29 protein-coding genes are annotated in these 25,924 nt (G+C 45.3%); 5 read left to right on the top strand and 24 right to left on the bottom strand.

Annotated features, from left to right (window positions below):
• Positions 1 to 114 precede the first annotated feature (114 nt).
• The 9 genes from FFM73_RS01240 to FFM73_RS01200 all read right to left on the bottom strand — a co-directional run bounded on the left by FFM73_RS01240 (position 115) and on the right by FFM73_RS01200 (position 7,082).
• Positions 115 to 798: a methionine ABC transporter permease gene (locus FFM73_RS01240; RefSeq protein WP_137629970.1), complete on the bottom strand. Its 684-nt coding sequence runs from the start codon at positions 796 to 798 to the stop codon at positions 115 to 117.
• Positions 791 to 1,825, bottom strand: coding sequence for a methionine ABC transporter ATP-binding protein (locus FFM73_RS01235; protein WP_137629969.1), 1,035 nt, complete (start codon positions 1,823 to 1,825; stop codon positions 791 to 793). Before FFM73_RS01235 ends, FFM73_RS01240 begins: the two co-directional genes overlap by 8 nt.
• Before the next feature lie 386 nt (positions 1,826 to 2,211).
• Positions 2,212 to 2,514, bottom strand: a complete 303-nt coding sequence (locus tag FFM73_RS01230; RefSeq protein WP_137629968.1) for a glycine cleavage system H family protein — start codon at positions 2,512 to 2,514, stop codon at positions 2,212 to 2,214.
• A 31-nt stretch (positions 2,515 to 2,545) separates the two neighbouring features.
• A complete protein-coding gene (locus FFM73_RS01225) occupies positions 2,546 to 3,745 on the bottom strand; it encodes an FtsW/RodA/SpoVE family cell cycle protein (protein WP_137629967.1) in 1,200 nt (399 codons plus the stop codon).
• A gap of 117 nt (positions 3,746 to 3,862) precedes the next feature.
• Positions 3,863 to 4,084 carry a DUF2969 domain-containing protein gene (locus tag FFM73_RS01220; protein WP_137629966.1) on the bottom strand — a complete coding sequence of 74 codons (222 nt, stop codon included), beginning with the start codon at positions 4,082 to 4,084 and terminating at the stop codon, positions 3,863 to 3,865.
• 20 nt (positions 4,085 to 4,104) lie between these two features.
• Entirely contained in the window at positions 4,105 to 4,365 is a 261-nt protein-coding gene (yidD, locus tag FFM73_RS01215) for a membrane protein insertion efficiency factor YidD (RefSeq protein ID WP_373278614.1), read from the bottom strand.
• A 27-nt stretch (positions 4,366 to 4,392) separates the two neighbouring features.
• Complete coding sequence (locus FFM73_RS01210) at positions 4,393 to 5,400, bottom strand: rod shape-determining protein (protein ID WP_137629964.1); 1,008 nt, start codon at positions 5,398 to 5,400, stop codon at positions 4,393 to 4,395.
• Positions 5,401 to 5,519: 119 nt separating this feature from the next.
• Positions 5,520 to 6,824: a UDP-N-acetylglucosamine 1-carboxyvinyltransferase gene (gene murA / locus FFM73_RS01205; RefSeq protein ID WP_137629963.1), complete on the bottom strand. Its 1,305-nt coding sequence runs from the start codon at positions 6,822 to 6,824 to the stop codon at positions 5,520 to 5,522.
• 27 nt (positions 6,825 to 6,851) lie between these two features.
• Entirely contained in the window at positions 6,852 to 7,082 is a 231-nt protein-coding gene (locus FFM73_RS01200; RefSeq protein WP_054654082.1) for a DUF1146 family protein, read from the bottom strand.
• 458 nt (positions 7,083 to 7,540) lie between these two features.
• On the opposite strand from FFM73_RS01200, the gene FFM73_RS01195 reads away from it, so the two are divergent.
• The 3 genes from FFM73_RS01195 to lplA are packed head-to-tail and all read left to right on the top strand — an operon-like array spanning position 7,541 to position 9,678.
• The gene (locus tag FFM73_RS01195; protein ID WP_235874418.1) at positions 7,541 to 7,789 is read left to right on the top strand and encodes a lipoyl domain-containing protein; all 249 of its coding nucleotides are present in this window, start codon (positions 7,541 to 7,543) and stop codon (positions 7,787 to 7,789) included.
• Positions 7,790 to 7,801: 12 nt separating this feature from the next.
• Complete coding sequence (gene lipA / locus FFM73_RS01190) at positions 7,802 to 8,698, top strand: lipoyl synthase (RefSeq protein ID WP_137629961.1); 897 nt, start codon at positions 7,802 to 7,804, stop codon at positions 8,696 to 8,698.
• Entirely contained in the window at positions 8,695 to 9,678 is a 984-nt protein-coding gene (gene lplA / locus FFM73_RS01185) for a lipoate--protein ligase (RefSeq protein WP_137629960.1), read from the top strand. Before lipA ends, lplA begins: the two co-directional genes overlap by 4 nt.
• Positions 9,679 to 9,944: 266 nt before the next feature.
• Here lplA and FFM73_RS01180 read toward each other — a convergent pair whose 3' ends face one another.
• The 14 genes from FFM73_RS01180 to FFM73_RS01115 all read right to left on the bottom strand — a co-directional run bounded on the left by FFM73_RS01180 (position 9,945) and on the right by FFM73_RS01115 (position 22,502).
• The gene (locus FFM73_RS01180; RefSeq protein ID WP_137629959.1) at positions 9,945 to 10,373 is read right to left on the bottom strand and encodes a F0F1 ATP synthase subunit epsilon; all 429 of its coding nucleotides are present in this window, start codon (positions 10,371 to 10,373) and stop codon (positions 9,945 to 9,947) included.
• Positions 10,374 to 10,386: 13 nt separating this feature from the next.
• Positions 10,387 to 11,799, bottom strand: coding sequence for a F0F1 ATP synthase subunit beta (gene atpD / locus FFM73_RS01175; RefSeq protein WP_137629958.1), 1,413 nt, complete (start codon positions 11,797 to 11,799; stop codon positions 10,387 to 10,389).
• Positions 11,800 to 11,821: 22 nt separating this feature from the next.
• On the bottom strand, positions 11,822 to 12,715 hold the full coding sequence (locus FFM73_RS01170) for a F0F1 ATP synthase subunit gamma (RefSeq protein WP_137629957.1): 894 nt from the start codon (positions 12,713 to 12,715) through the stop codon (positions 11,822 to 11,824).
• A 25-nt stretch (positions 12,716 to 12,740) separates the two neighbouring features.
• A complete protein-coding gene (atpA, locus tag FFM73_RS01165; protein WP_137629956.1) occupies positions 12,741 to 14,279 on the bottom strand; it encodes a F0F1 ATP synthase subunit alpha in 1,539 nt (512 codons plus the stop codon).
• Between the two features lie 28 nt (positions 14,280 to 14,307).
• Complete coding sequence (gene atpH, locus FFM73_RS01160) at positions 14,308 to 14,850, bottom strand: ATP synthase F1 subunit delta (RefSeq protein ID WP_137629955.1); 543 nt, start codon at positions 14,848 to 14,850, stop codon at positions 14,308 to 14,310.
• 1 nt (position 14,851) lies between these two features.
• Positions 14,852 to 15,355, bottom strand: a complete 504-nt coding sequence (gene atpF, locus FFM73_RS01155; protein WP_137629954.1) for a F0F1 ATP synthase subunit B — start codon at positions 15,353 to 15,355, stop codon at positions 14,852 to 14,854.
• A 50-nt stretch (positions 15,356 to 15,405) separates the two neighbouring features.
• Complete coding sequence (atpE, locus tag FFM73_RS01150) at positions 15,406 to 15,618, bottom strand: F0F1 ATP synthase subunit C (protein ID WP_054654092.1); 213 nt, start codon at positions 15,616 to 15,618, stop codon at positions 15,406 to 15,408.
• A 93-nt stretch (positions 15,619 to 15,711) separates the two neighbouring features.
• A complete protein-coding gene (gene atpB, locus FFM73_RS01145) occupies positions 15,712 to 16,431 on the bottom strand; it encodes a F0F1 ATP synthase subunit A (protein ID WP_089136528.1) in 720 nt (239 codons plus the stop codon).
• A 268-nt stretch (positions 16,432 to 16,699) separates the two neighbouring features.
• Positions 16,700 to 17,329, bottom strand: a complete 630-nt coding sequence (gene upp, locus FFM73_RS01140) for a uracil phosphoribosyltransferase (RefSeq protein ID WP_137629953.1) — start codon at positions 17,327 to 17,329, stop codon at positions 16,700 to 16,702.
• Positions 17,330 to 17,510: 181 nt separating this feature from the next.
• Positions 17,511 to 18,770, bottom strand: coding sequence for a serine hydroxymethyltransferase (gene glyA / locus FFM73_RS01135; protein ID WP_137629952.1), 1,260 nt, complete (start codon positions 18,768 to 18,770; stop codon positions 17,511 to 17,513).
• A 158-nt stretch (positions 18,771 to 18,928) separates the two neighbouring features.
• Positions 18,929 to 19,945, bottom strand: coding sequence for an L-threonylcarbamoyladenylate synthase (locus FFM73_RS01130; protein ID WP_137629951.1), 1,017 nt, complete (start codon positions 19,943 to 19,945; stop codon positions 18,929 to 18,931).
• Positions 19,946 to 19,981: 36 nt separating this feature from the next.
• Complete coding sequence (gene prmC / locus FFM73_RS01125) at positions 19,982 to 20,824, bottom strand: peptide chain release factor N(5)-glutamine methyltransferase (protein ID WP_137629950.1); 843 nt, start codon at positions 20,822 to 20,824, stop codon at positions 19,982 to 19,984.
• Positions 20,817 to 21,899, bottom strand: a complete 1,083-nt coding sequence (gene prfA / locus FFM73_RS01120) for a peptide chain release factor 1 (RefSeq protein ID WP_089136525.1) — start codon at positions 21,897 to 21,899, stop codon at positions 20,817 to 20,819. The genes prmC and prfA overlap by 8 nt, the downstream gene beginning before the upstream one ends.
• A gap of 15 nt (positions 21,900 to 21,914) precedes the next feature.
• Positions 21,915 to 22,502, bottom strand: coding sequence for a thymidine kinase (locus FFM73_RS01115; RefSeq protein ID WP_137629949.1), 588 nt, complete (start codon positions 22,500 to 22,502; stop codon positions 21,915 to 21,917).
• Positions 22,503 to 22,730: 228 nt separating this feature from the next.
• On the opposite strand from FFM73_RS01115, the gene FFM73_RS01110 reads away from it, so the two are divergent.
• Positions 22,731 to 24,080, top strand: a complete 1,350-nt coding sequence (locus FFM73_RS01110) for a Mur ligase family protein (protein WP_137629948.1) — start codon at positions 22,731 to 22,733, stop codon at positions 24,078 to 24,080.
• Entirely contained in the window at positions 24,077 to 24,781 is a 705-nt protein-coding gene (locus tag FFM73_RS01105; protein ID WP_137629947.1) for a type 1 glutamine amidotransferase, read from the top strand. Before FFM73_RS01110 ends, FFM73_RS01105 begins: the two co-directional genes overlap by 4 nt.
• Positions 24,782 to 24,860: 79 nt before the next feature.
• Here FFM73_RS01105 and FFM73_RS01100 read toward each other — a convergent pair whose 3' ends face one another.
• The gene (locus FFM73_RS01100; protein WP_137629946.1) at positions 24,861 to 25,895 is read right to left on the bottom strand and encodes a serine hydrolase domain-containing protein; all 1,035 of its coding nucleotides are present in this window, start codon (positions 25,893 to 25,895) and stop codon (positions 24,861 to 24,863) included.
• Between the last annotated feature and the right edge of the window lie 29 nt (positions 25,896 to 25,924).

Here is a 25,924-nt window from a genome sequence, read left to right as displayed (position 1 = left end):
TAGTCACCTTAGAAGCTACCGCAAATGCGGGGTTTTTGCATATAATTTGCTTTAATCAATGGGCTACTCGACAAATGTTACAAAACTAGCACTACACGTCAGAATAATAATTTTTTATAAGGTCCGCTTGTCGATACGACGAACCAGGAAATCCCCAATAAATTGAAATGCGAACACAACGATCACGATAATAACGGTTGCCACCAGCACGATGGTGTTATTGGAAGCTTGGAACCCATCGATGTAGGCTAAGTTCCCTAAACCACCGGCCCCAATAGCACCAGCCATTGCGGTATAGCCGATCAAGGAAATGGTCGTTACGGTCGCACCAGAGACCAACGCTGGCATTGACTCTGGTAATAACACCTTGTAGACGATCTGCCAGCTAGAAGCCCCCATTGATTCAGCGGCTTCAATAACGCCACGGTCAATTTCGTGAAACGCCAGCTCAACCATCCGGGCGTAAAACGGCGCGGCGGAAACGATCAGTGATGGCAACGCCGCGGTGGGCCCGATAATGGTTCCAACCAGGTTCTTGGTAATTGGCAGTAACAGCATGATCAAAATGATAAATGGAATGGAACGAAAGACGTTTACCAAAAAGGCAACCACGCCGTTAAGAACTTTCACCCAGACATTTTGACTGCCCGTAGTTTCAAATAATAGCAGTCCTAACAAGACTCCTAAGATGGCCACGGCAACCATTGAGACCACCGTCATCCAAATCGTTTCCCAAGTGGCAGCGCCCATGTTGCCCCAATCAACCGTTTTAAATGCAAAGTACGATCCACTAGTCATGGTGAATCACCTCCGTTTCCACACGCATCTTCTTCAGCAGCGCCAAAGCACCGTCTAAGCTCTCTTTATCACCATTGATCTGAAGATAAAGCGACCCGATCGATCCTTCCTGCGTCTGGTGAATACTGCCTTCAATGATGCTGACTTCCAGTTTAGGAAACTGATGAATCATTTCAGACACAATTGGCAGCTTGGCTTGATCGCCATGGAAGACCAGTTGAACGATCGTCCCATCCGGATAACTCTTGATCAGATCCTCCACGATGCTGTTGGTATCCGTCAGCGCTGGATCAACTTCTTCACTAACGAAGCGCTTCGTGATCTCTTGCTTCGGATTACGGAAGACGTTGAAGACGGTCCCTTGTTCAACGACCTTCCCAGCATCCATTACCGCTACGTGATCACAGATCTTGCGAATAGCGTGCATTTCATGGGTGATGAGTACAATACTCAAATTCATTTTTTTATTGATCTCTAGCAGCAGGTCCAAAACCTCATCCGTAGTCTGCGGATCCAGCGCGCTGGTCGCTTCATCAGAGATCAGGATCTCGGGATCGTTAGCCAAGGCTCTGGCAATACCGACCCGTTGCTTTTGACCACCAGATAATTCTGATGGATACGAATGTTCCCGGCCAGTCAGACCAACTAGGTCCACTAGATGCTGGGCCTTTTTCTTCCGGTCCGAACGTGAGACGCCGGCAACTTCCAACGGAAACATAATATTTTGAATCACGGTCCGTGACCAGAGTAAGTTAAAATGCTGGAAGATCATGCCGATCTTTTGGCGTTTCTTTCTCAGCTCTGATCCGGAAAGCGCCGTGATCTGATCACCGTTAATATCGATTTCACCACTGGTGGGATTTTCAAGTCCGTTTAACATCCGTGTTAACGTACTTTTCCCAGCACCGGAATAACCGACAATGCCGTAGATCTCACCATCGTCAATGTTTAAATTCACATCGGAGACGGCAGTTAGATCACCGTCTTTAGTCGTATATGTTTTGGTCACATCTTTAAATTCAATCACTGCGGCTATCTCCTTTTCTTCAAATAAAAAAGCTCCGCCCCACTTAGATCAATTGATCTAAGTAAGGGCGAAGCTTATCGCGTACCACCTTATCTTCACTACCGTCTCACAACAGTAGCCTTAACGAGTCCAAAGACTCAACGGGATAGTGGCCGTTAACCAGCTACAGCTTGTTTGAACTCACCGTAACTTCTATATGCAAAACCATCTTCAACGTGTCATGACGATCCCTTTTCAGCAACTGGGACTCTCTAAGCGTTCACTTAACATTTACTCATTTTGCTGCTTGTTTATTCAATTTGAATCAATGACAAAAGTATACCCATCAAAATTAGAACTGTCAAGGTAAACTGTCATGGTATTTTCAGAAACTAATTGAACTGCAACTAGGCTTTTTTAATATCTACTAGCCAAGCATCTGCTTCTTCTTCGCTGTTGAGACTGTCAAAATCGTTGCTTAACTGCGGGTTCACGGCAACGACTTCGCCACTGACCGGACTATCAATATCCGAAACAGCTTTTTCAGCTTCAACGCTGATCAAAGTTTTGCCAGCAACTACTTTGTCGCCAACACTTGGTAGGTGCGCAAACTTAATGGTGCCTAACTCATCTTGACCAGCTTTCGTTAAACCAAGACGGGTCTTACCAGCCATTACTTTTGTCCATAAATATGTTGATTCATCACTCATACTCTTTCACCTCATACCAATTATTTTGAAACTATTCAAAATTCTCGTTACGACTAAACATGTAACTCTTATTATGATACCGCATTGACATGATTAAGCCAATCCCTATCATATTACCGATCAATGCGGATCCCCCTTGACTAACGAATGGTAACGGAATCCCAGTCAAAGGCAGCAAACCAATACTCATCCCAATATTTTCAAAGGTATGGAACAGGATCATCATAATGACCCCAGTTGAAATATAGGCATAAAAGACGTTTTTAGTATCAAACGTTACCCGGATCATTTGGTAGATCAGCATGAAATAGAGCAAGATCAAAATAATACTGCCAATGAAACCAAAGTTTTCACCGATAACGGAAAAAATCATATCAGATTCACGAACTGGCACGTAAACTCTCGAAACGTTAAAACCCGTTCCAAAAACTCCGCCTGAACCGATTGCCTTCATACTTTGCCAAAGCTGATAGCCTTGATCAGACGTATTGCTGGCAGGATTCAGCCAAGTATCGATTCGTGCAAATTGATACGATGCAAACCCTAAATGCCCTAGTATTGCTCGGCCAGTGGTCGTGGCAACTAATGCTAGCGCACCGCCACCAAGGCCCAGTCCAGCAACTGCTACTGGCACCATGATCCGCCAAGTGATCCCGGCAACTAATGCGACACCAGCAACAATGGCCACAAACACCAACATGGTCCCAAAGTCATTTTGTAATTTTAATAACACCATAATGGGAATTGTCCAAGCAACCATTTTACCCAATAATAACCAATCTGAACGGGTAGTATGCTCATAATAGGCATGATTATGATCGCTGGCAACCCGTGCCAGCATTAGGATAAAGGCTGGTTTCATAACTTCTGACGGTTGGAAAGTCAATGGTCCGATAGCAAACCAAGACCTCGCACCAGTCGAAGCCGCATAGGAACGACTGTAAAAGACCAGCACCGCCGCCAAAAGAAATATCCCTAGCCAATAAGCTAATGGGGCCACTTTCCATAATTGTTCTGAATCAAATTGCATGATAATAATAACGGCAATGGTCCCAATAACGTACCAGGCAACCTGCGAGACTAGCAAAGTTGTCACATGGGTCGCGCTGGAATCGTGAACTGCCGCAACATAAATTGAGGCCAGCCCAATCAATGCCAGCATCAGCACGCAAAAGATCACGCCATAGTCGATTCGCGATTCCGAATCCTCTTCTTCGCGACGTTCATTCATTGCATCATATCCTCCTCTCACTCACGCGTTTTATTATAGACGGCTTCTAAGCCTTCCTGATAAAAATCTGCTATCCTTAACCGTTTTTTTTAGGTCTCGGATATTCTAGTGAGGACATCAATGATGTAAATTATAAGTCTGTATTAAATACTCAACGGCTTCGTCTTGCGTCTTTACTTTGACGGGACGGTCTGCGCCGACTTGCGCTTCGAAAGAACCGTTTTCCAGTGGCATTACTGTGCCGATCACTGAATCGTTAATCGATAACTGCAACCCATCAACACCCTTGATCGTCACGTCGTCGATTGCTACACCGACTGGTTGTTTCTTTTTAGACATGGGAAGCTCCTTTAATTAGTTTATTTTAATTTCATTTCTTTAAGGTAAGCCATTTCAGCCTTTTTATTGCGTTTCAGACTGAAATGATCCGGTACGGGGTCGTAGCCGCCGTGCACAAATGGATTGCAGCGTAATATTCGCGCCGCACCCATTAACGTGCCCTTAATAGCACCATGTTTTTGCAGTGCTTTTAGCGTGTAAGCTGAACAGGTTGGTGAGTAACGACAAGTTGGCGGAAATAACGGTGAAATAAAGCGCTGATAGCCGCGCACAAGCATCATCAATACCCTTTTCAAGCTAACTCCTAACTACGACCGACTGTGTTTCTTAGTCGTTGCCGCATTCATGTGTTCAAGTAAAATACCGGCACCCTTAGCCACGTTATCCAGTGGGTTTTCAGAAATGACAACCGGTACCTTCAACTGTTCGATCAATAATTTATCAACGCCATGCAGTAAAGCACCGCCACCGGTCAGCATAATGCCGCGGTCAATAATATCAGCGGCTAATTCTGGCGGTACGATCTCCAAAACTTCCTTGGCAGCGTGAACGATCTGCGTCATCACGCCACTGATAGCTGGATAAATATCCTTCGACGTAATTTCAATCGAACGTGGCATCCCAGAAACCGCATCACGGCCACGAACCTCTAAGGATTCATTGAAATCTTCATCAGGATACGCGGAACCGATCTTGATCTTAATTGATTCAGCGGTTCGTTCACCCACTTGCAGATTATGCTTCGTCTTTAAGAAATTGATAATATTGGCGTTCAACTCATCACCGGCAACTCGAATCGACTTGCTGGCCACAATGTCGCCTAGTGAAAGGACCGCAATATCACTGGTCCCACCACCAATATCGATCACCATGTTGCCTTGAGGCTTAAAAATATCCATACCAGCCCCAACAGCGGCAACTTTAGGTTCTTCTTCCAAATAAACCTTGCCGCCGCCCGATTTCTCAGCAGCTTGAATGATTGCCCGGCGTTCGATTTCGGTAATGTTGGTAGGCGCACAGATCATAATGTTGGGCTTTGCCAAAAATCCCTTGACGTTTAATTTACTAATAAAATACGACAGCATGCTTTCAGTGACGTCAAAATCAGAGATCACACCATCTTTCAATGGCCGGATCGCCCGAATGTTGCTGGGGGTCCGTCCCACCATACGGTAGGCTTCAGAGCCCACTGCTAAAACTTGATTTGACTTTGTGTCGACCGCCACAACTGAAGGCTCGTTCAAAACGATTCCCTTGCCAACTGCGTAGATCAAAACGTTGGCGGTACCAAGGTCAATACCAATATCTTTTGCCATCCTATTTAATTCCTCCTGAACTTATTATCTCAACCGTTAATTATAGCATACCCATACTAAGATGGGGTATACAAAAAAAGTTCGGAACGGTAGATTCGTTCCGAACTTTTGGTCGCACATTAATCGTTAGTTTTCGTCTTTAAAACAATTTCTTCTTGAGCCGGTACTTTGACCCGTTCAATCTCAGCGCCTAACGCTCTGAGCTTCAGGTGGAAGTTATAGTACCCACGGTCAAGATACTGCAAGTTCGTCACTTGCGTATAGCCGTTAGCAACTAAACCGGCCAGTACTAAAGCAGCGGCAGCCCGTAAATCAGTGGCAGCAACTTCAGCACCGTTAAAGTTGGTTGGTCCGTAGAGTGCAACCGTCCGCCCCTCAACCTTGAATTTAGCGTTCATCCGACGCAGTTCTTCCAGATGCATAAACCGGTTTTCAAACACCGTTTCAGTCAACGTACTCGTCCCTTGCGCACACAGCTGCAAAACGGTCATTTGCGGCTGCATATCAGTTGGAAAGCCGGGATGCGGCAACGTCTTCACGTTAGTTGGCTTTAAAGTTTCTGGACCGATCACGCGAACCCCGTCGTCTTCAATCAAAACGGTAACGCCCATCTCTTCTAGTTTGGAGATCAAAGGCTTGTTATGCTCAGCAATGGCGTTTTTCACTAGGACGTTGCCATGAGTCAACGCTGCAGCGACCATAAAGGTGCCGGCTTCGATTCGGTCCTGGACAACGTAGTGTTCAGTACCGTGCATACTGGTAACCCCTTCGACTCGAATGGTTTCGGTACCAGCACCCCGGACTTTAGCACCCATCTTGTTCAAGACGTTTGCCAGATCCACGATTTCAGGTTCGCGGGCAACGTTTTCGATCGTTGTTGTTCCCTCAGCTAAGGTTGCGGCCATCATAATGTTTTGGGTGGCCCCAACACTTGGGAAATCAAGGTAAATATTGGCACCCACTAGTCGATCAGCAGTGGCTTCAATGTAGCCATCATGCTGGTCAATAGTGGCACCCAAAGCTTCAAACCCCTTGAGATGCAAATCAACTGGCCGTGAGCCAATTGCACAGCCACCAGGCATGGCAACTTTGGCATGGCCATAGCGAGCCAGCAGTGGTCCCATAACGACGATTGAAGCACGCATCTTTGAGACATATTCAAATGGTGCTTGAGTTGATAATCTTTTAGCAGCGTTCAACCGTACCGTATTGGTTTGTTCATCAAAATCGACATCGATATTTAAAAACTTTAACACGTTATTCATAGTATAGACGTCGGATAAAATTGGGACATTGGTTAGAACCATATCATCATGTTCAGCCAAGATCGATGCTGCCAGGATTGGCAACACAGCGTTCTTTGCGCCTTCAATATGTACAGTTCCCGATAATTCACGGCCGCCATGTACAATAATCTTTTCCAAAGAAATTCCCTCCACGATCTGCATTGATTATTTAACAAGAAAAATTAAATTTCTAACATTATCTATAAAGTTCAAGAAAAATTCGCTGCAGGTATAGCCTACTGTTACCGACAGCAAAACGATCAGTACCCGTGCTTGGTTCGGGTATAGCCGCATCACATTCTCAATGTGTAGCTTTTGAATACTCCAAAAAGCCACAAAAATAAAAACAAAATGACTGATCAAGGTCATCAGAGCCTGAGCACCGATTGTCTGCATGGTTCACTTTCCTTTCTGCATTACCCCTAAAATATAGCATATTTCATGCACGCTGTCCCCTATTCTATTGCATTTGTAATATTACGTTTTACAAAGCAACCACTTACGGTAGACTCTAGTTTGTCATACTTATATTTTAGTTATGGTTACAATAATTATTTTCTTAATACGTATACATTAAAAATCCCAAATCTATCACTATTTTCTAAGTTAATCTTTTCACATTAAATTGTACACTATTAATTCATTTTTGCAATTCTTAAATATTCATTTGAGAATATTCTCTAATTCATTTTAAGAATAAATAAAATATTCCAATTAATTTCTGAATTAGTGGCTTTAATCCCTATCACAAAAGCATTTGTAAGCGCTAACTATCAAGAATATTTAGTGAATTTCACAATCTTATTGAATGATGTTAGTCTGAATTTGTTAAGTTAAATCATTCAATCACGGAGATGATTATTTTGATTAAAGAAGTTCATATGCCAAAACTAAGTCCTAAATCCGATGAGTACTTTTTCGGTAAGTGGGATAAGCAGCCTGGAGACGCTGTTAAAACGGGTGACGTTTTGTTTGAGGTCGAAACTGAAAAGGCCATTAGCCAAGTTGAAAGCCAAGAAGACGGTACCTTGAAAGCTCAAGAAGTAGCTACCGGCGATACAACTAAAGTCGGCGATCTAGTTGCTACTATCGAAGTCGCTTAGGAGGATATAAATATGACAACAAAACATCAAACAAGTACGCCAACCAAAGCGCCAGCAAAACCAAACTGGTTAAAGGTGACTTACGATCAAAAAAAAGTTGATAAAATGACCGACCTGCTTAAGGGGTTAAAGCTCAACACGGTCTGTGCTGAAGCGAACTGCCCTAACCTAGGTGAATGTTTCGGCAGTGGTTCAGCTTCCTTCATTATCTTAGGACCTAACTGTACCCGTGCCTGCCGCTTTTGCGATATTCCCCACGGCCACCCAAAGGACGTTGACCTGCTAGAACCACTGCGGGTTGCACAAGCTACTAAAAAGCTTGGTTTAACTCACGTGGTCATCACCAGTGTTGACCGCGATGATCTGCCAGACTTAGGTGCTGATCAATTTGTTCGCACGATCCACGCCATTAAGAAGCTGAATCCCAAGACCACCATTGAAGTCCTCACCCCTGATTTCCAAGGCCGTGAAGACTGCCTCGATAAAGTGATTGCGGCTGGTCCTGATGTGTTTAACCACAACATGGAAACTGTCCGTCGGGTAACGCCTCTGGTTCGTAACCGGGCCACTTACGATACGTCATTACACGTTTTGGATTACGTCAAGAAGCACGCACCAAAGACGATGTACGTGAAGACCGGTATCATGCTGGGTCTTGGTGAAAAAGATGAAGAAGTTTACCAGTTAATGGATGATCTACGGGCCATTGACGTTGACTTCTTAACCATTGGCCAATACGTCCAGCCGGGTCCAAAGAACTACACCCTGCGCGAATGGGTCCCAATGTCACGCTATCAAGAATACTACAAACAAGCGATGAAACGCGGCTTCAAATTCGTTGCCAGCTCACCACTTGTCCGGAGCTCTTACAAAGCTAAGGAAGAACTTGAAGCGGTGGAGAGCAAATGATCTATTTACCTGTAGACAGCCTTGATGTGCGGCACAACTTCGCTTTAGAATACTATTTAATGACTGAAAAACAGCCCTCTGAACCGATTCTAATGCTGTGGTCAACGACACCGACCGTCATGCTAGGTAAGTATCAAACCGCTGAAAACGAGCTTAACCGCCCGTTTATAACGGCGCATCATATTACCGCAGTCAGACGGCTGTCTGGCGGCGGTACAATCTACAACGACCAGGGTGGCTGTCAGTTTACCCTGATCACACCAAACGATAATAACGCCATTGACTTCTCTTCTGGGCTAAGCCTGATCATGCAAGCTTTAAATCGCATTGGTATCAAGGCTCAAATGGATAGCCGCAACGATCTGATCGTTGACGGCCGCAAAGTCTCTGGCAGTGCGCAGTATCTCACAGCAGGCTACCGGCTGCATCATGGTAGCCTGCTGTTTCATGCCAACATGGACTGGATGGCCCAAGCGTTGAAGATTGATCCAGTGAAACAGAAGGCTAAACACATTCAATCAGTGCATCAGCGAACGGTCAACCTGATCGAACAGCAACCTACTTGGACCGCCGCGACGTTTAAACAGCAGTTAAAGCAGGCACTGATCACGATCACCCATGCCAAGACCGGTCGGCTAACGCCTGCTGAAGAAGCTCACCTGCAGCAAATTGCGACTGATCAGTTTAATGAAAGCGCTGTCTGGGCTGCTAATAGCCGTCACTTCGATCACGTTCATAAAACCTATTTAACAGGAATTGGCGTGGTCTGTGTCGCGTTTAATTTGAACAAACAGAACCGGTTTACAGCGCTAAAGATCACTGGTGATTTCTTCAGTAACATTGACCTTCAGCACTTTGAACACGCGCTGATCGGTCAGACCTATCAGGAAGCCACCGTGGCACCAATCGTGACGCGAGAACTACAGCAAGCGCCCATTAAGGGATTACAGCCCAAACAGCTGACCGCATTATTATTTTAATATAATTATGGAATATTTTATTCAAAAAGCAGTTCGTTTGGTTTAACTGTGTGCGGCACTGAAACTAAACCGATTCGCTAAACTGACTGTTAAAATTATTCCTAAGCGGTAAATATAAACCATTAGATAATAATTAAGCTAACTATTAGTTTTGTAAAAGAGGTCGCTGGTTATCAATTTCATGATAACCAGCGACCTCTTTTACAGTCATTTAGGGTCAAAAAAAGACGCTACCCATAAATGGAATAGCGTCCTCGCTTGCAATTTTACTTGCCAGCAACGTTAATTCGATTGATCGCCCGCCGAAGTGCAACTTCTGCACGTGCAAGTTCATCTTTATCGTGTGCTTCATGTGCCTTTTGAATCCGAGCTTCAGCCCGTTTCTTGGCATTTTGAGCACGGTCAACATCGATGTCACCTTGTTTTTCCGCAGAGTCAGCAACAATGGTTGCAACATTGTCTGAGAATTCAACGAAACCGCCGTTAATGGCAATCTCATCCGGATTCTCACTGCTGTCAGATTGGATGCGTGCTTCATCAAATGCTAACGAAGCAATCACAGGAACGTGGTTGGCCATGATACCAAGTTCACCAAGCTGGGTCTTGACGACTAACATCTTAGCCTGCTTGTTATCATAGACGTTACCATCGGGGGTTACGATACTAACGGTTAAAACTGATTGATCATCAGCCAATTAGAACCCCTCCTTATTTGCTTACGTCAGCCTGCATCTTCTTGGCTTTTTCGACAACGTCTTCAATTGGTCCACAGTTACGGAAAGCATCTTCTGGAAGATCATCATACTTACCTTCCAAAATTTCCTTAAAGCCTTTAACGGTATCAGCGACTGAAACATAAGTCCCTGGTGTACCGGTAAATTGTTCCGCAACGGAGAAACTTTGTGACAAGAAGAATTGGATCCGACGTGCACGACCAACAATGGTCTGTTCTTCGTCTGATAATTCATCCATCCCAAGAATTGAGATGATATCTTGAAGTTCACGGTAACGTTGCAAAACATGTTGAACTTCTGTGGCCACGTCATAGTGTTCTTGACCAACAACTTGTGGGTCAAGAGCAGTTGAAGTTGAAGCCAGTGGGTCCACAGCTGGGTAGATCCCTTGTTGCGTCAATGAACGTTCCAGGTTGGTGGTAGCGTCCAAATGGGCGAAAGTCGTTGCTGGAGCAGGGTCGGTATAATCATCGGCAGGAACATAAACAGCTTGAATAGAGGTAATTGACCCCTTCTTCGTACTAGTAATACGTTCTTGCAACTGACCCATTTCAGTCGCCAACGTAGGTTGGTAACCAACGGCTGAAGGAATCCGGCCAAGTAAGGCTGAAACTTCCATCCCGGCTTGGGTAAACCGGAAGATGTTATCAATAAATAACAGCACATCTTGACCCTTAACATCACGGAAGTATTCCGCAATGGTTAAACCAGTCAATGCAACCCGCATACGGGCACCAGGTGGCTCGTTCATTTGACCATAGACCATGGCCGTCTTTTCAAGAACACCTGAACCTTTCATTTCGTAGTACATATCATTACCTTCACGGGTACGTTCACCGACACCTGTGAAGACTGAAATACCATTATGACCTTGTGCAATGTTGTGGATCAGCTCTTGAATCAAAACGGTTTTACCAACACCGGCACCACCGAACAATCCAATCTTACCACCACGAACATAAGGTGCTAACAAGTCAATAACTTTGATCCCGGTTTCCAGAATCTCTGAAGTTGGGTTCAATTCATCGTACTTTGGTGCGTCACGGTGAATTGGCATTCTTTCAGCATCTGGGCCGAATTCGGGACCGCCATCAATTGGATCCCCGAGGACGTTAAATACTCGACCAAGTGTGTCATCGCCGACTGGAACGGTAATGGAAGATTCAGTGTTTTCTACTTCCATCCCACGACGAAGACCATCAGTACCATCCATGGCAATCGTTCTCATTACCCCGTCACCTAATTCAAGGGTAACTTCGGTAACAAGAAAACTGCCATCATCTTTTTTGATGTGAAGCGCGGTATTGATATCTGGGAGTTTGTCATCCAACGGGAATTCAACGTCGACAACTGGTCCGATAACTTGAACAACTTTACCAGAACTCATTATTCGTTAATTCCTCCCGTCATTAATTATTCAATGCCTCTTGCCCACCAGTAATTTCAGTAATTTCAGTCGTAATTGCTGCTTGGCGAGCACGATTATATCGCAATTCAAGGTCAGCAATGAGGTCGTCAGCATTATCTGAAGCCGACTTCATAGCATTAGAACTTGATGCGTGTTCAGACGTCTTAGCATCCAGAATCGCACCGAAAACGAGGCTTTCTGAATACTGTGGTAAAACAACCTTCAATACTTCCTTTTCAGAAGGTTCCATATCGTAAGTTGCTGATAAAGTTTCAGTCTTTGTAGCCTGAGCTTCATCACCACTCAGTGTTTCACTGTCCACTGGCAACATCTTTTCGCCACGGAACCGCGATACGATTCGGTTAACGAAATGGTTGTAGCAAACATAGAGTTCACTGAAAACGCCACTATCATACATTGAGGTTACGGTCTTGACAATTTGTCTAACTTCATTAAAAGTCGGCACATCGCTGACACCACGATATTCGTAGGCCACGTTTTCGCCGCGCTTCTTATAGAAATCAGCACCGGTTCCACCAACGGCAAGGATCAAATGGTCCTTGTCACCGCTATGCTTAGCAATGAATGCGTTGGTTTCACGGATAACATTACTGTTATAACTGCCGACCATGCCTCGGTCAGAAGTAATGACTAAGTATGCTGTCTTACCTGACTGATCAGATTGCGAATCGCTCGAGGAATCATCCAATAGATGAGATTTTGCCAGATGCATCACAACAGCTTTGACTTTGCTGACGTAGTCTTGGTAACCGACAGCAGCTTTTTGAATCTGGTTCAACTTAGAAGTCTGAACCATCTGCATCGCTGAAGTAATCTGACGTGTGTTCTTTGTTGAAGCAATACGATGTTGAACATCGCTCATTGATTCAGCCATCAGCTCTCACTATCCTTCCTCAAGTTTATTTGTTCGCCACAGGTTCACTCTTGTCATCATCTGCTGGCTGGAATGTCTTGGCAAATTCAGCAACGGCTGCTTCCATCTTATCGTTGTCTGGCAGATCACCGGTCTTAGCAATTGTTTCAAGCAGATCAGCGTGTGAGGCATCGAAGAAGTCGAAGAGGTCACTTTCGAATTTGGCAATATCATCCAACTTAATGTCATCAAGATAACCGTGTGTTAATGCATACAGAATCAAAACTTGTTTTTCAACTGGAAGTGGAGAATGCAGTGGCTGCTTCAAGACTTCAACGGTCCGAGCACCACGGTTCAGCTTAGCCTGGGTAACTGCATCCAGATCGGAACCAAATTGTGCAAATGATTCCAGTTCATGGTATGAAGCCAAGTCCAAACGAAGGGTCCCAGCAACTTTCTTCATCGCTTTGATTTGAGCATCACCACCAACCCGAGAAACTGAAGTCCCGGCATCGATAGCTGGCCGAACACCTGAATAGAATGAATCGCTATCCAAGAAGATTTGACCATCGGTGATAGAAATAACGTTGGTTGGAATATAAGCTGAAATGTCCCCAGCTTTGGTTTCAACAATCGGCATCGCCGTCATTGAACCGCCACCAAGATCATCACTCAACTTAGCAGCCCGTTCGAGCAGACGTGAGTGGGTGTAGAAAATATCCCCAGGATAAGCTTCACGACCTGGTGGCCGACGAAGAATCAAAGACAGTTCACGATAAGCATCGGCTTGCTTGGAAAGGTCATCATAGATGATCAAAACATGCTTGCCGTTAAACATGAACTCTTCACCCATTGCGGCACCGGCATATGGCGCGATGTAAAGCAATGGTGCAGGTTCTGAAGGACCGGCAGTCACAACGATCGTGTAGTCCATAGCACCATACTTACGTAAGGTTTCTACTTGACTACGAACAGTTGATTCCTTTTGGCCGATCGCAACATAGATACAAATCATATCTTGGCCCTTTTGGTTAATGATCGTATCGATACCAACAGTGGTTTTACCTGTCTTACGGTCACCAATGATCAATTCACGTTGACCACGACCAATTGGAACTAAGGAGTCAATGGCTTTCATACCAGTCTGAAGTGGTTGGAAAACTGACTTCCGTTCCATGACACCGGGAGCTTTTCGTTCGATAGGACGGGTTTTATCTGTCTTGATTTCGCCCTTACCATCAACGGGTTGACCTAATGAGTTAACGACCCGTCCGATCATGGCATCCCCAACGGGAACTTCCATGATACGGCCAGTCCGCTTAACTGTGTCGCCTTCAGTGATCTTTGTGAAATCACCAAGGACAACGATACCAACATCGTTACTTTCAAGGTTTTGGACCATGCCATAAACCCCGCTATCGAATTCGAGCAACTCACCAGCTAACGCATTTTCAAGTCCGTGAGCTCTGGCGATACCATCACCAACGTAGGTAACGGTACCAGTTTCTTCAACAGAGATCTCGTCTTGGTAGTTTGCTAATTGTTGTTTGATTAGAGCACTGATTTCCTCAGCTTTAATGCTCATACAGGTTTCACCCCTTTTTAAAGATCTCTTATACTAATAATGTTTGACGCAAACGGCGAATCTTCGTCTTGATAGAACCATCAAAGATCGTTCCAGCAGACTTAATAATCACACCGCCAATAATAGATGTATCAACTTTGCTCGTCAAAACGACTTGCTTAGCGCCGACCCGTTTGGCATAACCTGACTTAATTGCGTCAAGCTGCTTATCATCCAGGGCGACCGCTGTAGTCACATCTGCATAAACGGTTTGGTTGTGTTCATCATACAGCTTTTGGAACTGATCAATGATTTCTACCATTGCGTCCATCCGACCGTAATCATAAACCATCCGAACCAAGTTATGAATCGTACCTTCAGTGCTGTCTAACAACGGCTTGACTAAGGCTTCCCGCTTAGCTAGCGCTAAACTATTATCTGTTAATGCACTTCCCAATTGTGGGTTGTCTTGGAAGACTTTACGAAGCTGTTTGAGGTCTTCATAATCAGCGTCCAACTGGCCGTTGCTCTGAAGCAGCTCAAACAGTGCTTTGGAGTAGCGCTTGGCTACCGTTACCTTATCAAGACTCATGTTACTTCCCCAACCCTTCGATATAAGAATCAATCAATGCCTTTTGATCATCAGCGCTTAATTCTTTTTGAATGATCTTGGAAGCAATCTCAATAGATAAGTCAGCCACATCGTTACGCACACTAGCAAGTGCATCTTGACGCTCCTGCTCGATATCCTTCTTAGCGTTATCCTTCAATGATTGTGCATCAGTTTGGGCTTCGGCTAAAATACCATCGCGCTGTTGCTGACCCTGCTTCTTAGCTGAATCAACAATACCTGTTGCTTCATGACGTGAGTTAGCCAGTGCGTCTTGGCGTTGCTTTGCAAGCTTGGCTGCATCATCACGCGACTTTTCGGCTGAATCAATATCGTTAGAGATCTTATCAGCACGGTCTTGCATCATTTTATTGATTGGCTTCCAAGCAACAATCTTGATCAACCACATCAATATGATGAAACAAATCGCGTAGAAAAGCATATCTCCAATTGCAAGACTACTAGCTACGGCTAAATGCGAAAACATCTATTGACACCTCCTTTTGTTAAAAATTAAATTTAACGTGTTGTCCGTCATTACTTGTTCATAACAAGCAAGGCAACAACGAAGGCAATGATAGGCATGGCTTCAACCAACCCAACACCAATGAACATGTTAGTCCGTAATTGACCAGATAATTCTGGTTGGCGGGCCATACCTTCTAGCATCTTAGAAATAACAAGACCGTCACCAACACCACCACCAATAGCGGCACCGGCCATAGCAATACCTGCTGCAATAGCTCCCATAATCTGTAGTTCCTCCTTAAAATGATGTAAATATAGTAGATGAATATTGTAAGTCGTTTACTCCGCAACTTCAAGCTTCAGTTAGAGATAAATTTAATCTCCAATTTCGGTCTTCTTCGAAATGTAAACGGCTGACAGTGTTACAAACACGTAAGCTTGAATGGCACCAAGGAATGCTGAGAATCCTTGCCAAACCAATTCTAGTGGAATTGCGACGATCATCGTTGCAATTCCGTGTGAAAAGGCCAGGCCTCCGATAATCTTCAGCAACATTTCACCGGAGAAAATCACACCGAAAATACGTAGACCTAACGTCAGGAAGTTCGTGAATTCCTCAAAGATACTGATTGGTAACCAAAAAACGAACGGTTGCAAGTAACCTGAGAAGTGTTTCTTCCAACCATATTTCGTTACACCGGCAAACTGGGCAATCATTAAGGTTGCAAGCGAGAATGTCATGGTCACGATCGGGTCAGAAGTTGGACTTCTAACAAAGTCCTTCCCACCAACAGCAATTTGCAAGAACAAACCAAGTTGGTTAGAAATGAACAGAAATAGGAACAAGGTGAACCCATAAAGGCCGAATGCGCCCGTTTCATTTCCAGGAATAGAACCCTTCAAAATGCCGTTTGTAAAATCAATTAACCATTCAAGGATGTTTTGTCCCTTACCTGGTTTCATTGTAATATGTCGCGAAAGGGCAAATACAAACAAAAAAACGAGCACGAACGCAATTAATCCCGAATAGATGTTTGCGGCATTAAACGTTAGTCCCCCAAATTGAAAGGTTGCAACTGAAGATGGATCTCCCACAGAGTATCACCTCTTTTCAAACTATGTTAACGTTGGAAGTTCGAAAGAACCTCGCCCATTAATCAACAAGTTAATTTTCAAATCTTCGAACGTAGTACTTTAAATGAAAAATCTTCATTACAAATACAAACAAAATAATACCACCGTTCATATAAAAATACAAAGCTATTCGGTAAAATAACCTGATAAAAAAAGCCAATTAATTTGACCTATCCGCGATTTATCAGACAGATTCCTATTAATTGGCTATTATCGTGTTTATAAAAAATTACTTAGTGCCAAAGAGTCTGTCGCCAGCATCACCTAGTCCGGGAACGATGTAGCCGTTCTCGTTTAGATGATCATCCAAAGCAGCGGTATAAATATCAACGTCAGGGTGCTTTGCGCGAAGTGCCTTGACCCCTTCTGGAGCTGCCACTAAACAAACAAACTTAATGTTACTTGCGCCACGCTTCTTTAAGGCATCAATTGCCATAATTGAAGAACCACCAGTAGCAAGCATTGGGTCAACCACGAAAATCTGTCGCTGATTGATATCAGCTGGTAACTTCACAAAATATTCGTGAGGTTCCAGCGTCTTCTCATCACGATACATCCCAATGTGACCAACCTTAGCTGCTGGGATCAACTTCATAATGCCGTCGACCATCCCAATCCCGGCACGCAGAATTGGCACGATAGCGACCTTTTTACCAGCTAGCGTCTTAGACGTTGTTTTAGCGATTGGTGTTTCGATTTCGACATCCTTCAATGGCATATCACGTGCAACATCATACGCCATTAACATGGTGATCTCATCAACAACTTCACGAAAGACCTTCGTTCCGCAATTCTTATCCCGAATAATTGTTAATTTATGCTGAATCAGCGGATGATCCATAACCTGAAACTTGCCCATGTACTTGACACTCCTTTAGTATTTCTTTTAATTGTACCATGCTAATGAACTCTTGTGACCAAAATCTCAAAAGACTGTAAAAAAATTGCTGGTTTACTGAAAAATAGCACCATAACAGCTCGCTAACCACTATTCACTGGTCCGCGAGCTGTCGGTATTGCTAGTTTAGTTGATTCTGATTTTAATCAAATTTGATTGGTGCAACGTAAGCATCGATTGGATGTGCATCCGTTAATGCGCGGACATCTTTTCGAACCTGTTCCAAAGCCGCCTCATCGTCATGCTTTTCAATCGCCGTGACGATCAATCTAGCAACCTGTTTTGCGTCATCTTCCTTGAACCCTCTAGTTGTAATAGCAGGGGTCCCTAAACGAATACCAGACGTCTTAAACGGGCTCAGTTTTTCGTTTGGAATCGATTCCTTATTAGTTGTGATCATCACACTGTCTAATAATTCTTGGGTTTGCTTACCATTTAAGTCAGTTTGGCTGACATCTAGCGTCATCAGGTGGTTATCAGTACCGCCAGAAACTACCCGCACCTTATCGGCCGCGTTGAATACTGCAGCCATAGCTTGAGCATTTTTAATGATCTGCGCTGCATAATCTTTAAATTCTGGCTGCAGATCCTCTTTAAAGGTCACTGCTTTACCCGCAATCACGTGTTCCAGGGGTCCCCCTTGAGTGCCAGGGAAGACGGCTGAATTGATCTGCTTACCATACTTTGCTTGTGACAAGATCAGACCGCCACGAGGGCCACGTAGCGTCTTGTGCGTCGTGGTCGTCACAACATCGGCAATCCCCACTGGTGATGGGTGCAGACCAGCTGCGACTAATCCCGCAATATGTGCCATATCTACCATTAAATAGGCGCCCACTTCGTCAGCAATCTTACGGAAGGCTTGCCAGTCGATGATCCGGCTGTAAGCTGAAGCCCCCGCCACGATCATTTTCGGCTTAACCTTTAATGCCAGATCACGGATCATGTCATAATCTAACAATTCAGTTTCTGGGTTTAAACCATAGCTATAAGCGTTATAAAGCTTACCGCTGAAGTTGACCTTAGCGCCGTGACTCAAATGACCACCAGCGTCTAGACCCATGCCCAAGATAGTGTCACCAGGCTTTAAAAAGGCTGCGTAAGTGGCTTGGTTTGCTTGGGAGCCAGAATGCGGTTGAACGTTCGCATATTCAGCATGAAAGAGTTTCTTAGCACGCTCGATGGCTAAACTTTCAACGACGTCAATGAATTCATTACCGCCATAGTACCGTTTGGAAGGATACCCTTCTGAATACTTGTTGGTCAAAACGGACCCTTGAGCCGCCCGGACCGCTGGGGAAACGATATTTTCCGACGCAATTAACTCAATATTATGCTGTTGACGATCCTGTTCTTGACTAATAGCTTGCCATAACTCTGGGTCTTGTTCTTGATAATTCACATGATCAGCTCCTTAACATTTGATTACGTCTTAGTTTAACAAATTCAGCACAGAAATGATAGGGTCTAAGCATTAAAAGGCAAACAAAAATAAGCAATTAACATTTTTTGTTCGTAAAACACGTCAAAATGCTAATTACTTATTCTAATTGTTCATGTTTATTTCGTAAAATGCATACCACCGGCTGATTTATCTAACCGGTTCATATAGGCTGCCCCTAATCCGGTATTGGCAAACCCTTCAGTAAAGATCACTTTGACTTCGGATTCCAGATCAAAATGACGCAGACCGGCAAATAACAAATGGGTGGCACTTTGAATGTCCTGACCCAGAGAATAGGTCTCAACGTTTTGCGGTACCGATAACTGTGCCAGTACATCATCCGTCGCCATGACCCCAATCGTTTCATCCTGCTGAGCGGCCCACTGCATCGCCGCAGCAAAGTCAGCGGTCTGATCAACGATCTCAACCTGAGCACTCGGCGCATAGTGTTTGTACTTCATACCAGGTGCCTTAGGGATTTCATTAGCGCCAACATGGTGGTGATCAGCTTTAACGTCGCCGATAACCTGTTCCAGTTCAGCCACCGTAACGGCTCCCGGCCGCAAAATCGTCGGCACGTCAACTGACATGTCGATGATGGTAGACTCCACACCAACTTTAGTGGGACCGTCATCCACGATACCGGCGATTTTGCCGTTTAGATCATGGTAGACGTGCTTGGCCAGCGTTGGGCTGGGTTTACCAGACGTATTGGCTGAAGGCCCCACGATGGGAATCCCCGCCGTGGCGATCAACTTAAGGGTGACCTGGTTTTGCGGCATCCGAAAGGCCGCGGTATCCAGCCCACCGGTGACTGTCTTAGATAACGTACCCGGCTTCAGCGGTAAGACGATAGTCAACGAACCTGGCCAGAACTGAGCCATTAACTGTTTCACCTTATCAGACAGTGGCTGAGCGTAACGTTCTACCATTTCAATGGAAGAAACGGTAACGATCAGCGGGTTATCACTGGGACGGCCCTTAGCAGCGTACACGTTGCTGGCGGCCTGTTCGTTAGTGGCATCTGCACCCAAGCCGTAAACCGTCTCAGTCGGAAAAGCCACTAATTCACCCTGTCTTAACAGCTTAGCAGCCGCTTCGACTTCATCTGGTTTAAAAATTTTAGTTTCCATATGTTTTGCTCCTATTCTCATTAAAGAAGACTGCGTTTAATTAAAGCTGATTCGCACCATCCGGTCATGACCGGCAATATCCTGCCGTACGGTAACCGCTGCAGCCGGAAAGCGGGTCTTGAAGATTTGGCTAACGGTTTGACCCTGCTGAAAGCCAATTTCCAAGAAGACCTGTTTGGCACTGGCAACGCCTTGCTTCAATTGATCGGCTAAGCGTTCATAAATGGCCAGACCGTCATGGTCGGCAAACAGGGCCATGTTAGGTTCGCTCTTTAACACATCCGCATCCATTTCTGCCACTTCGCTGCGTGAAATGTAGGGCGGATTGCTGACGATCACGTCAAACTGCCTACCAGCCAGCGGTTCTAGCAGGTCGCCTTGAACCGTCTTTACTGGGGTGTTTAAGCGCTCAGCATTTTCTTGAGCGACCTTTAACGCTCCCCCAGACAGATCAGAGAGGACTACCTGCCAGTTGGGCCGCTGTTTTTTCAACGTGAGACCGATTGCCCCGCTACCTGTACCGACATCCAGCACCGACAGAGCTGTCTGCGGATTGGCCGACAGAATCCACTCAACTAACTCTTCGGTCTCCTGCCGCGGAATCAGAACGTTTTCATTGACCACGAAGCGCTCACCATAAAATGGCGCGGTACCAATAATGTACTGTGGTGGGACCCCGTTTACGTATTGCTTGATTGCGGTCACGTACTGCTTATCCAGTTGAGCTGGCATGGGCTGGCGGTATTTAATCAGTAGATGAGTCTGATCCAACTGGCTGAGTTCCTGTAGTAAATACGTTGCCGCCGATTCATCTAACTGGTTTTTCTGAACAAACAAAGAAGCCCATTTGAGGGCTTCATAGTAGGTGCGATTAGCCATGGTTCAGCTGCTCCATCTTTTGCGTTTGGTCGTACATGATCAAAGCTGCGATGATGTCATCCAAATCGCCATTCATAATCTTATCCAGTTTGTTTAAGGTCAGTCCAATACGGTGATCAGTGACCCGGTTTTGCGGGTAGTTATAGGTTCGAATTCGTTCTGAACGGTCCCCAGTACCCACGGCTGACTTCCGCTTTTCATCGTAAGCATTTTCTTCTTGTTCGTGGTAGTAGTTGTAGACCCGTGCCCGCAAGATTTTCATGGCTTTCGCCCGGTTTTGCTGCTGCGAACGTTCATCTTGCATGGCAACCACGATCCCGGTTGGCAAGTGGGTCATCCGCACCGCCGAACTGGTCTTGTTAATATGTTGACCACCAGCCCCTGATGACCGGTAAACATCGGTCCGAATATCTTTGGGATCGATATCAATATCGACATCTTCGGCTTCTGGCATGACTCCCACAGTGGCAGTGGACGTGTGCAGCCGGCCAGCGGATTCAGTTACGGGCACCCGTTGAACACGGTGGGCACCAGATTCATACTTCAGCTTGGAATAAACCTTATCGCCGCTGATCAGTAAAACGATTTCCTTGAAACCACCAACTTCGGTCGCATTCTTATCAACGACTTCCACCTTCCAGCCCTGCTTTTCAGCGTAGCGGGAATACATATCAAACAGGTCAGCCGCAAATAAACTGGCTTCATCACCACCGGCAGCCCCGTGGATTTCCATGACGATGTTCTTGTCATCGTTAGGATCCTTAGGTAACAGCAGGATCCGAATCTGTTCTTCGAGCTTAGCTTTTTTATCTTCTAATTCTTTGAGTTCGTCTTTAACCATGCTGCTCATGTCATCGTCCAGTTTTTCGTGAAGCATTTCATTATCTTCATCGATCTGACCAGTGACTTTTTGGTACTTACGGTAAGCTTCGACAGTATCTCTAAGCTCGCCTTCTTCTTTAGATAATTTCATGAAGCGTTGCGTATCCGCAATAATTTCTGGATCACTGATCAGTTCGTTAAGTTCATCATAACGGTCGACCAGTGCTTGTAATCTATCGAACATTTCGTCCATTTTTATATAACTCTCCTATTCTTCGCCTAGCATATCCATTGGTGGATTATAGTAGTGTTTTCTGCAGACGGGATAATATGACTCGTTGCCGCCAATCTGAATCTGCTCGCCTTCGTAAACCGGTTTATTATCGTGAAAGCGTAAGTTCATCGTGGCCTTTTTAGCACAAAACCAGCAAATGGTCTTCATTTCTTCAAGCTTGTCAGCATATAACAAGAGGTATTTCGACCCTTCAAACAGCTCGTTTTTAAAGTCGTTTTTCAGGCCAAATGCCATCACGGGGATCTTCAGTTCATCCACGATCTTGGCTAATTCAAACACGTGTGCCTTAGTCAAAAATTGAGCTTCGTCGATCAGCACACAATTGGCTTTGGCGTTGATCTTCTTGACCATTTCAAAAATGTCGTCATCATGAAAGATTGGAACGGCTTTGCGTTTCAGCCCGATTCGGCTGGCAACCATGCCGACACCGTCACGGCTGTCTCTACCGCTGGTCATAATGATCACCGGCTTATTTTGCTCCTCATAATTATGAGCCACTTTCAAAATTTCAATGGTTTTACCGCTGTTCATTGCCCCGTACTTAAAAAATAATTGTGCCAAAGGTCTCATTCCCCACTCTTCGCAAATTTCTCATCTATTATAGCGGATTTGGCGTTAAAATTCACCCTCCGGCAACGATATTCACCAGTGAAATCGCTTTTTTGATTAAATCAGCCCTAGTTCACCGCTTATTTAGGCGAAACATGGTAAAATATATGCTTAGTTAAATCGAAATAAATCGTTTCGGCTGTTACTGAATTGGGTGCAGCAGGACAAGGAGAAAAAATAATGACTTTACGAAGTACCGTAGCTACCTTCGCTGGCAGATCCTCATACTGGTTTCTGCACACGTTTATGAAGGGCGGCAGTTCACTGCCTGGCAAAATCACAACTAAAATCGACCCAGAGATCTTAAAACATCTGGGACAAAACTACGACGTCATCGTCATTACCGGTACCAATGGTAAAACCTTGACGACTGCGCTGACCGTGCGCGTTTTGAACCAAAAATACAGTCACATTTTAACCAACCCCACCGGTTCCAACATGGAGCAAGGCATCGTGACCACTTTCCTGCGGGCACCCAAAGTGAAGGGTGACCGGCCGATTGCCGTGCTGGAAGTCGATGAAGCCAACGTTATCAAAGTAACCCAGTATATCAAACCAAAGGCTTTCGTCTTCACCAATATCTTCCGGGATCAAATGGACCGTTACGGTGAGATCTACACCACCTATCAAAAAATTATTGACGGGGTGGCACTGGCACCGGAAGCCACCATTATCGCTAACGGTGACGCGCCGATTTTTCATTCCAAGAACCTGCCGAACCCGATCATTTATTACGGATTCAAACAGCAAGACGAAAAAGATATTAAAGCTAAACCAAATACCGATGGCGTTTTATGTCCTAACTGTCAGCATATTTTGCACTACCGCTACCTCACTTATAGCAATCTAGGGAAGTACTTCTGCCCCAACTGCGGCTTTGAACGTCCAGAATTAAAATACGCGATTACCCAGATCTCTAACCTGACCCCTACTAGCTCAGAATTTGAAGTTGACGGCCACACCATGAAGATTGAAATTGGTGGGCTGTATAACATCTATAACGCTCTGGCTGCCTATGCCGTTGGTCGTTTTCTAGGCGTCACACCAGAACAGATTGACACGGCCTTTAGCGAAGATAAGAAGGTCTTTGGCCGCCAAGAAGTGATCAACCTAGATGGTAAACAGGTCACCTTGATCTTAGTCAAGAACCCGGTTGGCTTAAACCAGGTCCTCGATATGATTGCTACCGACAGCAAGCCGTTTTCATTTGTGGGGCTGCTTAACGCCAACTACGCGGATGGGATCGATACCAGCTGGATCTGGGACGGTAACTTTGAAAAACTGCCAGCGTTAAACATTCCGGCCTACATTACCGGTGGTGAACGCTATAAAGACATCACCTTCCGTTTAAAAGTCGCTGGTGTCCCAGATGATAAGCACGCGGTGGTGCCAGAACTCAAAGATGTCGTCGAAAAGATTAAGACTTTGCCAACCGAGCACGTTTATGTTTTGGCAACCTACACGGCTGTGTTACAATTACGTAAATTATTAGCCGATCAGGGCTATATCAAGGAGGGAATGGGCGCATGACCTACGAATTAAACGTGGCTCACCTTTATGGCGACCTGATGAATACTTACGGGGACGTTGGTAACATCCTCGCATTGAACTACTACGCTAAACAGATGGACGTTAAGTTAAACGTCAAGGTGGTTAGTCTGGACCAAGACTTCAAAGCTGCCGATTATGACCTGGCTTTCTTTGGCGGTGGTCAAGACTTTGAACAAGTCATCGTCTCAAAAGATATTCAAACCAAGAAAAAAGAACTCACCGACTTTATTGAAGATGGTGGTCCAGTCCTTGCCATTTGCGGTGGTTTTCAGCTTTTAGGCCACTACTACGTGGATGCCAAGGGCGATAAGATCCCTGGTATCGGCGCCCTTGACCACTACACCCTGTCACAGGATAATCACCGGTTTATCGGTGACATTGTAATCAAAAATGCCGATAACGGTGAAACTTATCATGGGTTTGAAAACCACCAGGGCCGAACCTTCTTAGGTAAGGGTGAAAGTCCGCTGGGTAACGTGGTACAAGGTAAGGGTAACAACGGCGAAGATGGCACTGAAGGTGCAATCTATAAGAACGTCTACTGCTCTTACTTCCACGGCCCAATTTTGACCCGCAACGGTAATTTAGCTAAACGGTTATTGGTCGCTGCTCTCAAACGCAGCTATCCCGATGCTGATTTTGCTGAACAAGAAGCGCTACCGGTTCCAGCAACTTTTTAATCAATACTAAGAAACTAAAAGCATCCTGTCCTATCAGTCATCATAGCTGATAAGACAGGATGTTTTTTATTGCCATTGGTTAATCTGCTTTAACTTCAGCTGACACGTAACTCGCCTTCTCAGCCAAATAAACGTCAATGATCGCGTTTCTCCGGGCTAAAAACGCTTCGTTAGGTGCTGTGGGATGCACTCGGTTAGATAAAAAGACCATTCCCTGCTGGGTTTGCAGATCCAGCACTAAACAAGTCCCCGTGTAGCCGCTGTGCCAGATGCACAGGTGCGGCGTTGGCCCCTTCACCTGCAGCAAAGCCCAGCCAAACGACCGCCCTTGATGATGCAGCGGTGTTTGATCAGCTAATAACGTGGCCTTTTGCTGCTGCGTCATGGGCAGGTCGCTGTCCGACAACATTGCCTGTTCAAAGGTTACCAGATCATTTAACGTGCTAAATAACCCGGCCGAACCGCAGTGAGCCTTTAAAACAAACGCTTTCGGATCATGAACGGCACCGCGAATCAGGCCACGGGTCGCTGACCATTCGGTGGGCACGCAACGCGTTGAATCAGTTGGTTGAAAGGTACTCTCATTCATCCCTAACGGCTGCAAGACCATTTCGGTAATGAGGGTTTGAATCGGCTTTCCTAAAATGGTCTCTGCAATCCAGCCCAGAAAAATAAAGTTGATGTCGGAATACACCATTTTGCGTTCAAAGTTCTCACCCACGTGCAGTCCCAGCAGCGCCGTGTGTAACTCCACCGCCGTAAGTTTATTACGGTGGGGAATGTAGCCGGTGATCCCCGAAGTATGGGTGATCAAATGCCGAACGGTAACCCGATTATCCTGCCACTGCGGCAGATAATCGCAAACGCGATCAGTCAGTGCCAGCTTACCTGCAGTGATCAACTGCATAATGACGTTAACGGTGCCGACCACCTTCGTTAGAGAGGCCACATCGTAGAGCTGATTGGCTTTTAACGGCTCGTAGCTAGGCAGTAAGGCTTCCGCTCCATACAAGCCTCTACGGACCTGAGAACCATCAATAAAGGCATAGCTCACGCCCGGTACCGTGCCATCGTTCACGAGATCTGTGATTGCTGCAACCGTTTTTTCATACATGACTTCAAAACTCCCTTACGTTCTTTTTC

The sequence above is a fragment of the Secundilactobacillus hailunensis genome (assembly GCF_005405185.1).
Lineage (GTDB): Bacteria > Bacillota > Bacilli > Lactobacillales > Lactobacillaceae > Secundilactobacillus > Secundilactobacillus hailunensis.
Note: the sequence above shows the minus strand (reverse complement) of the source record. Positions and strands in the feature narration are given on the sequence as shown.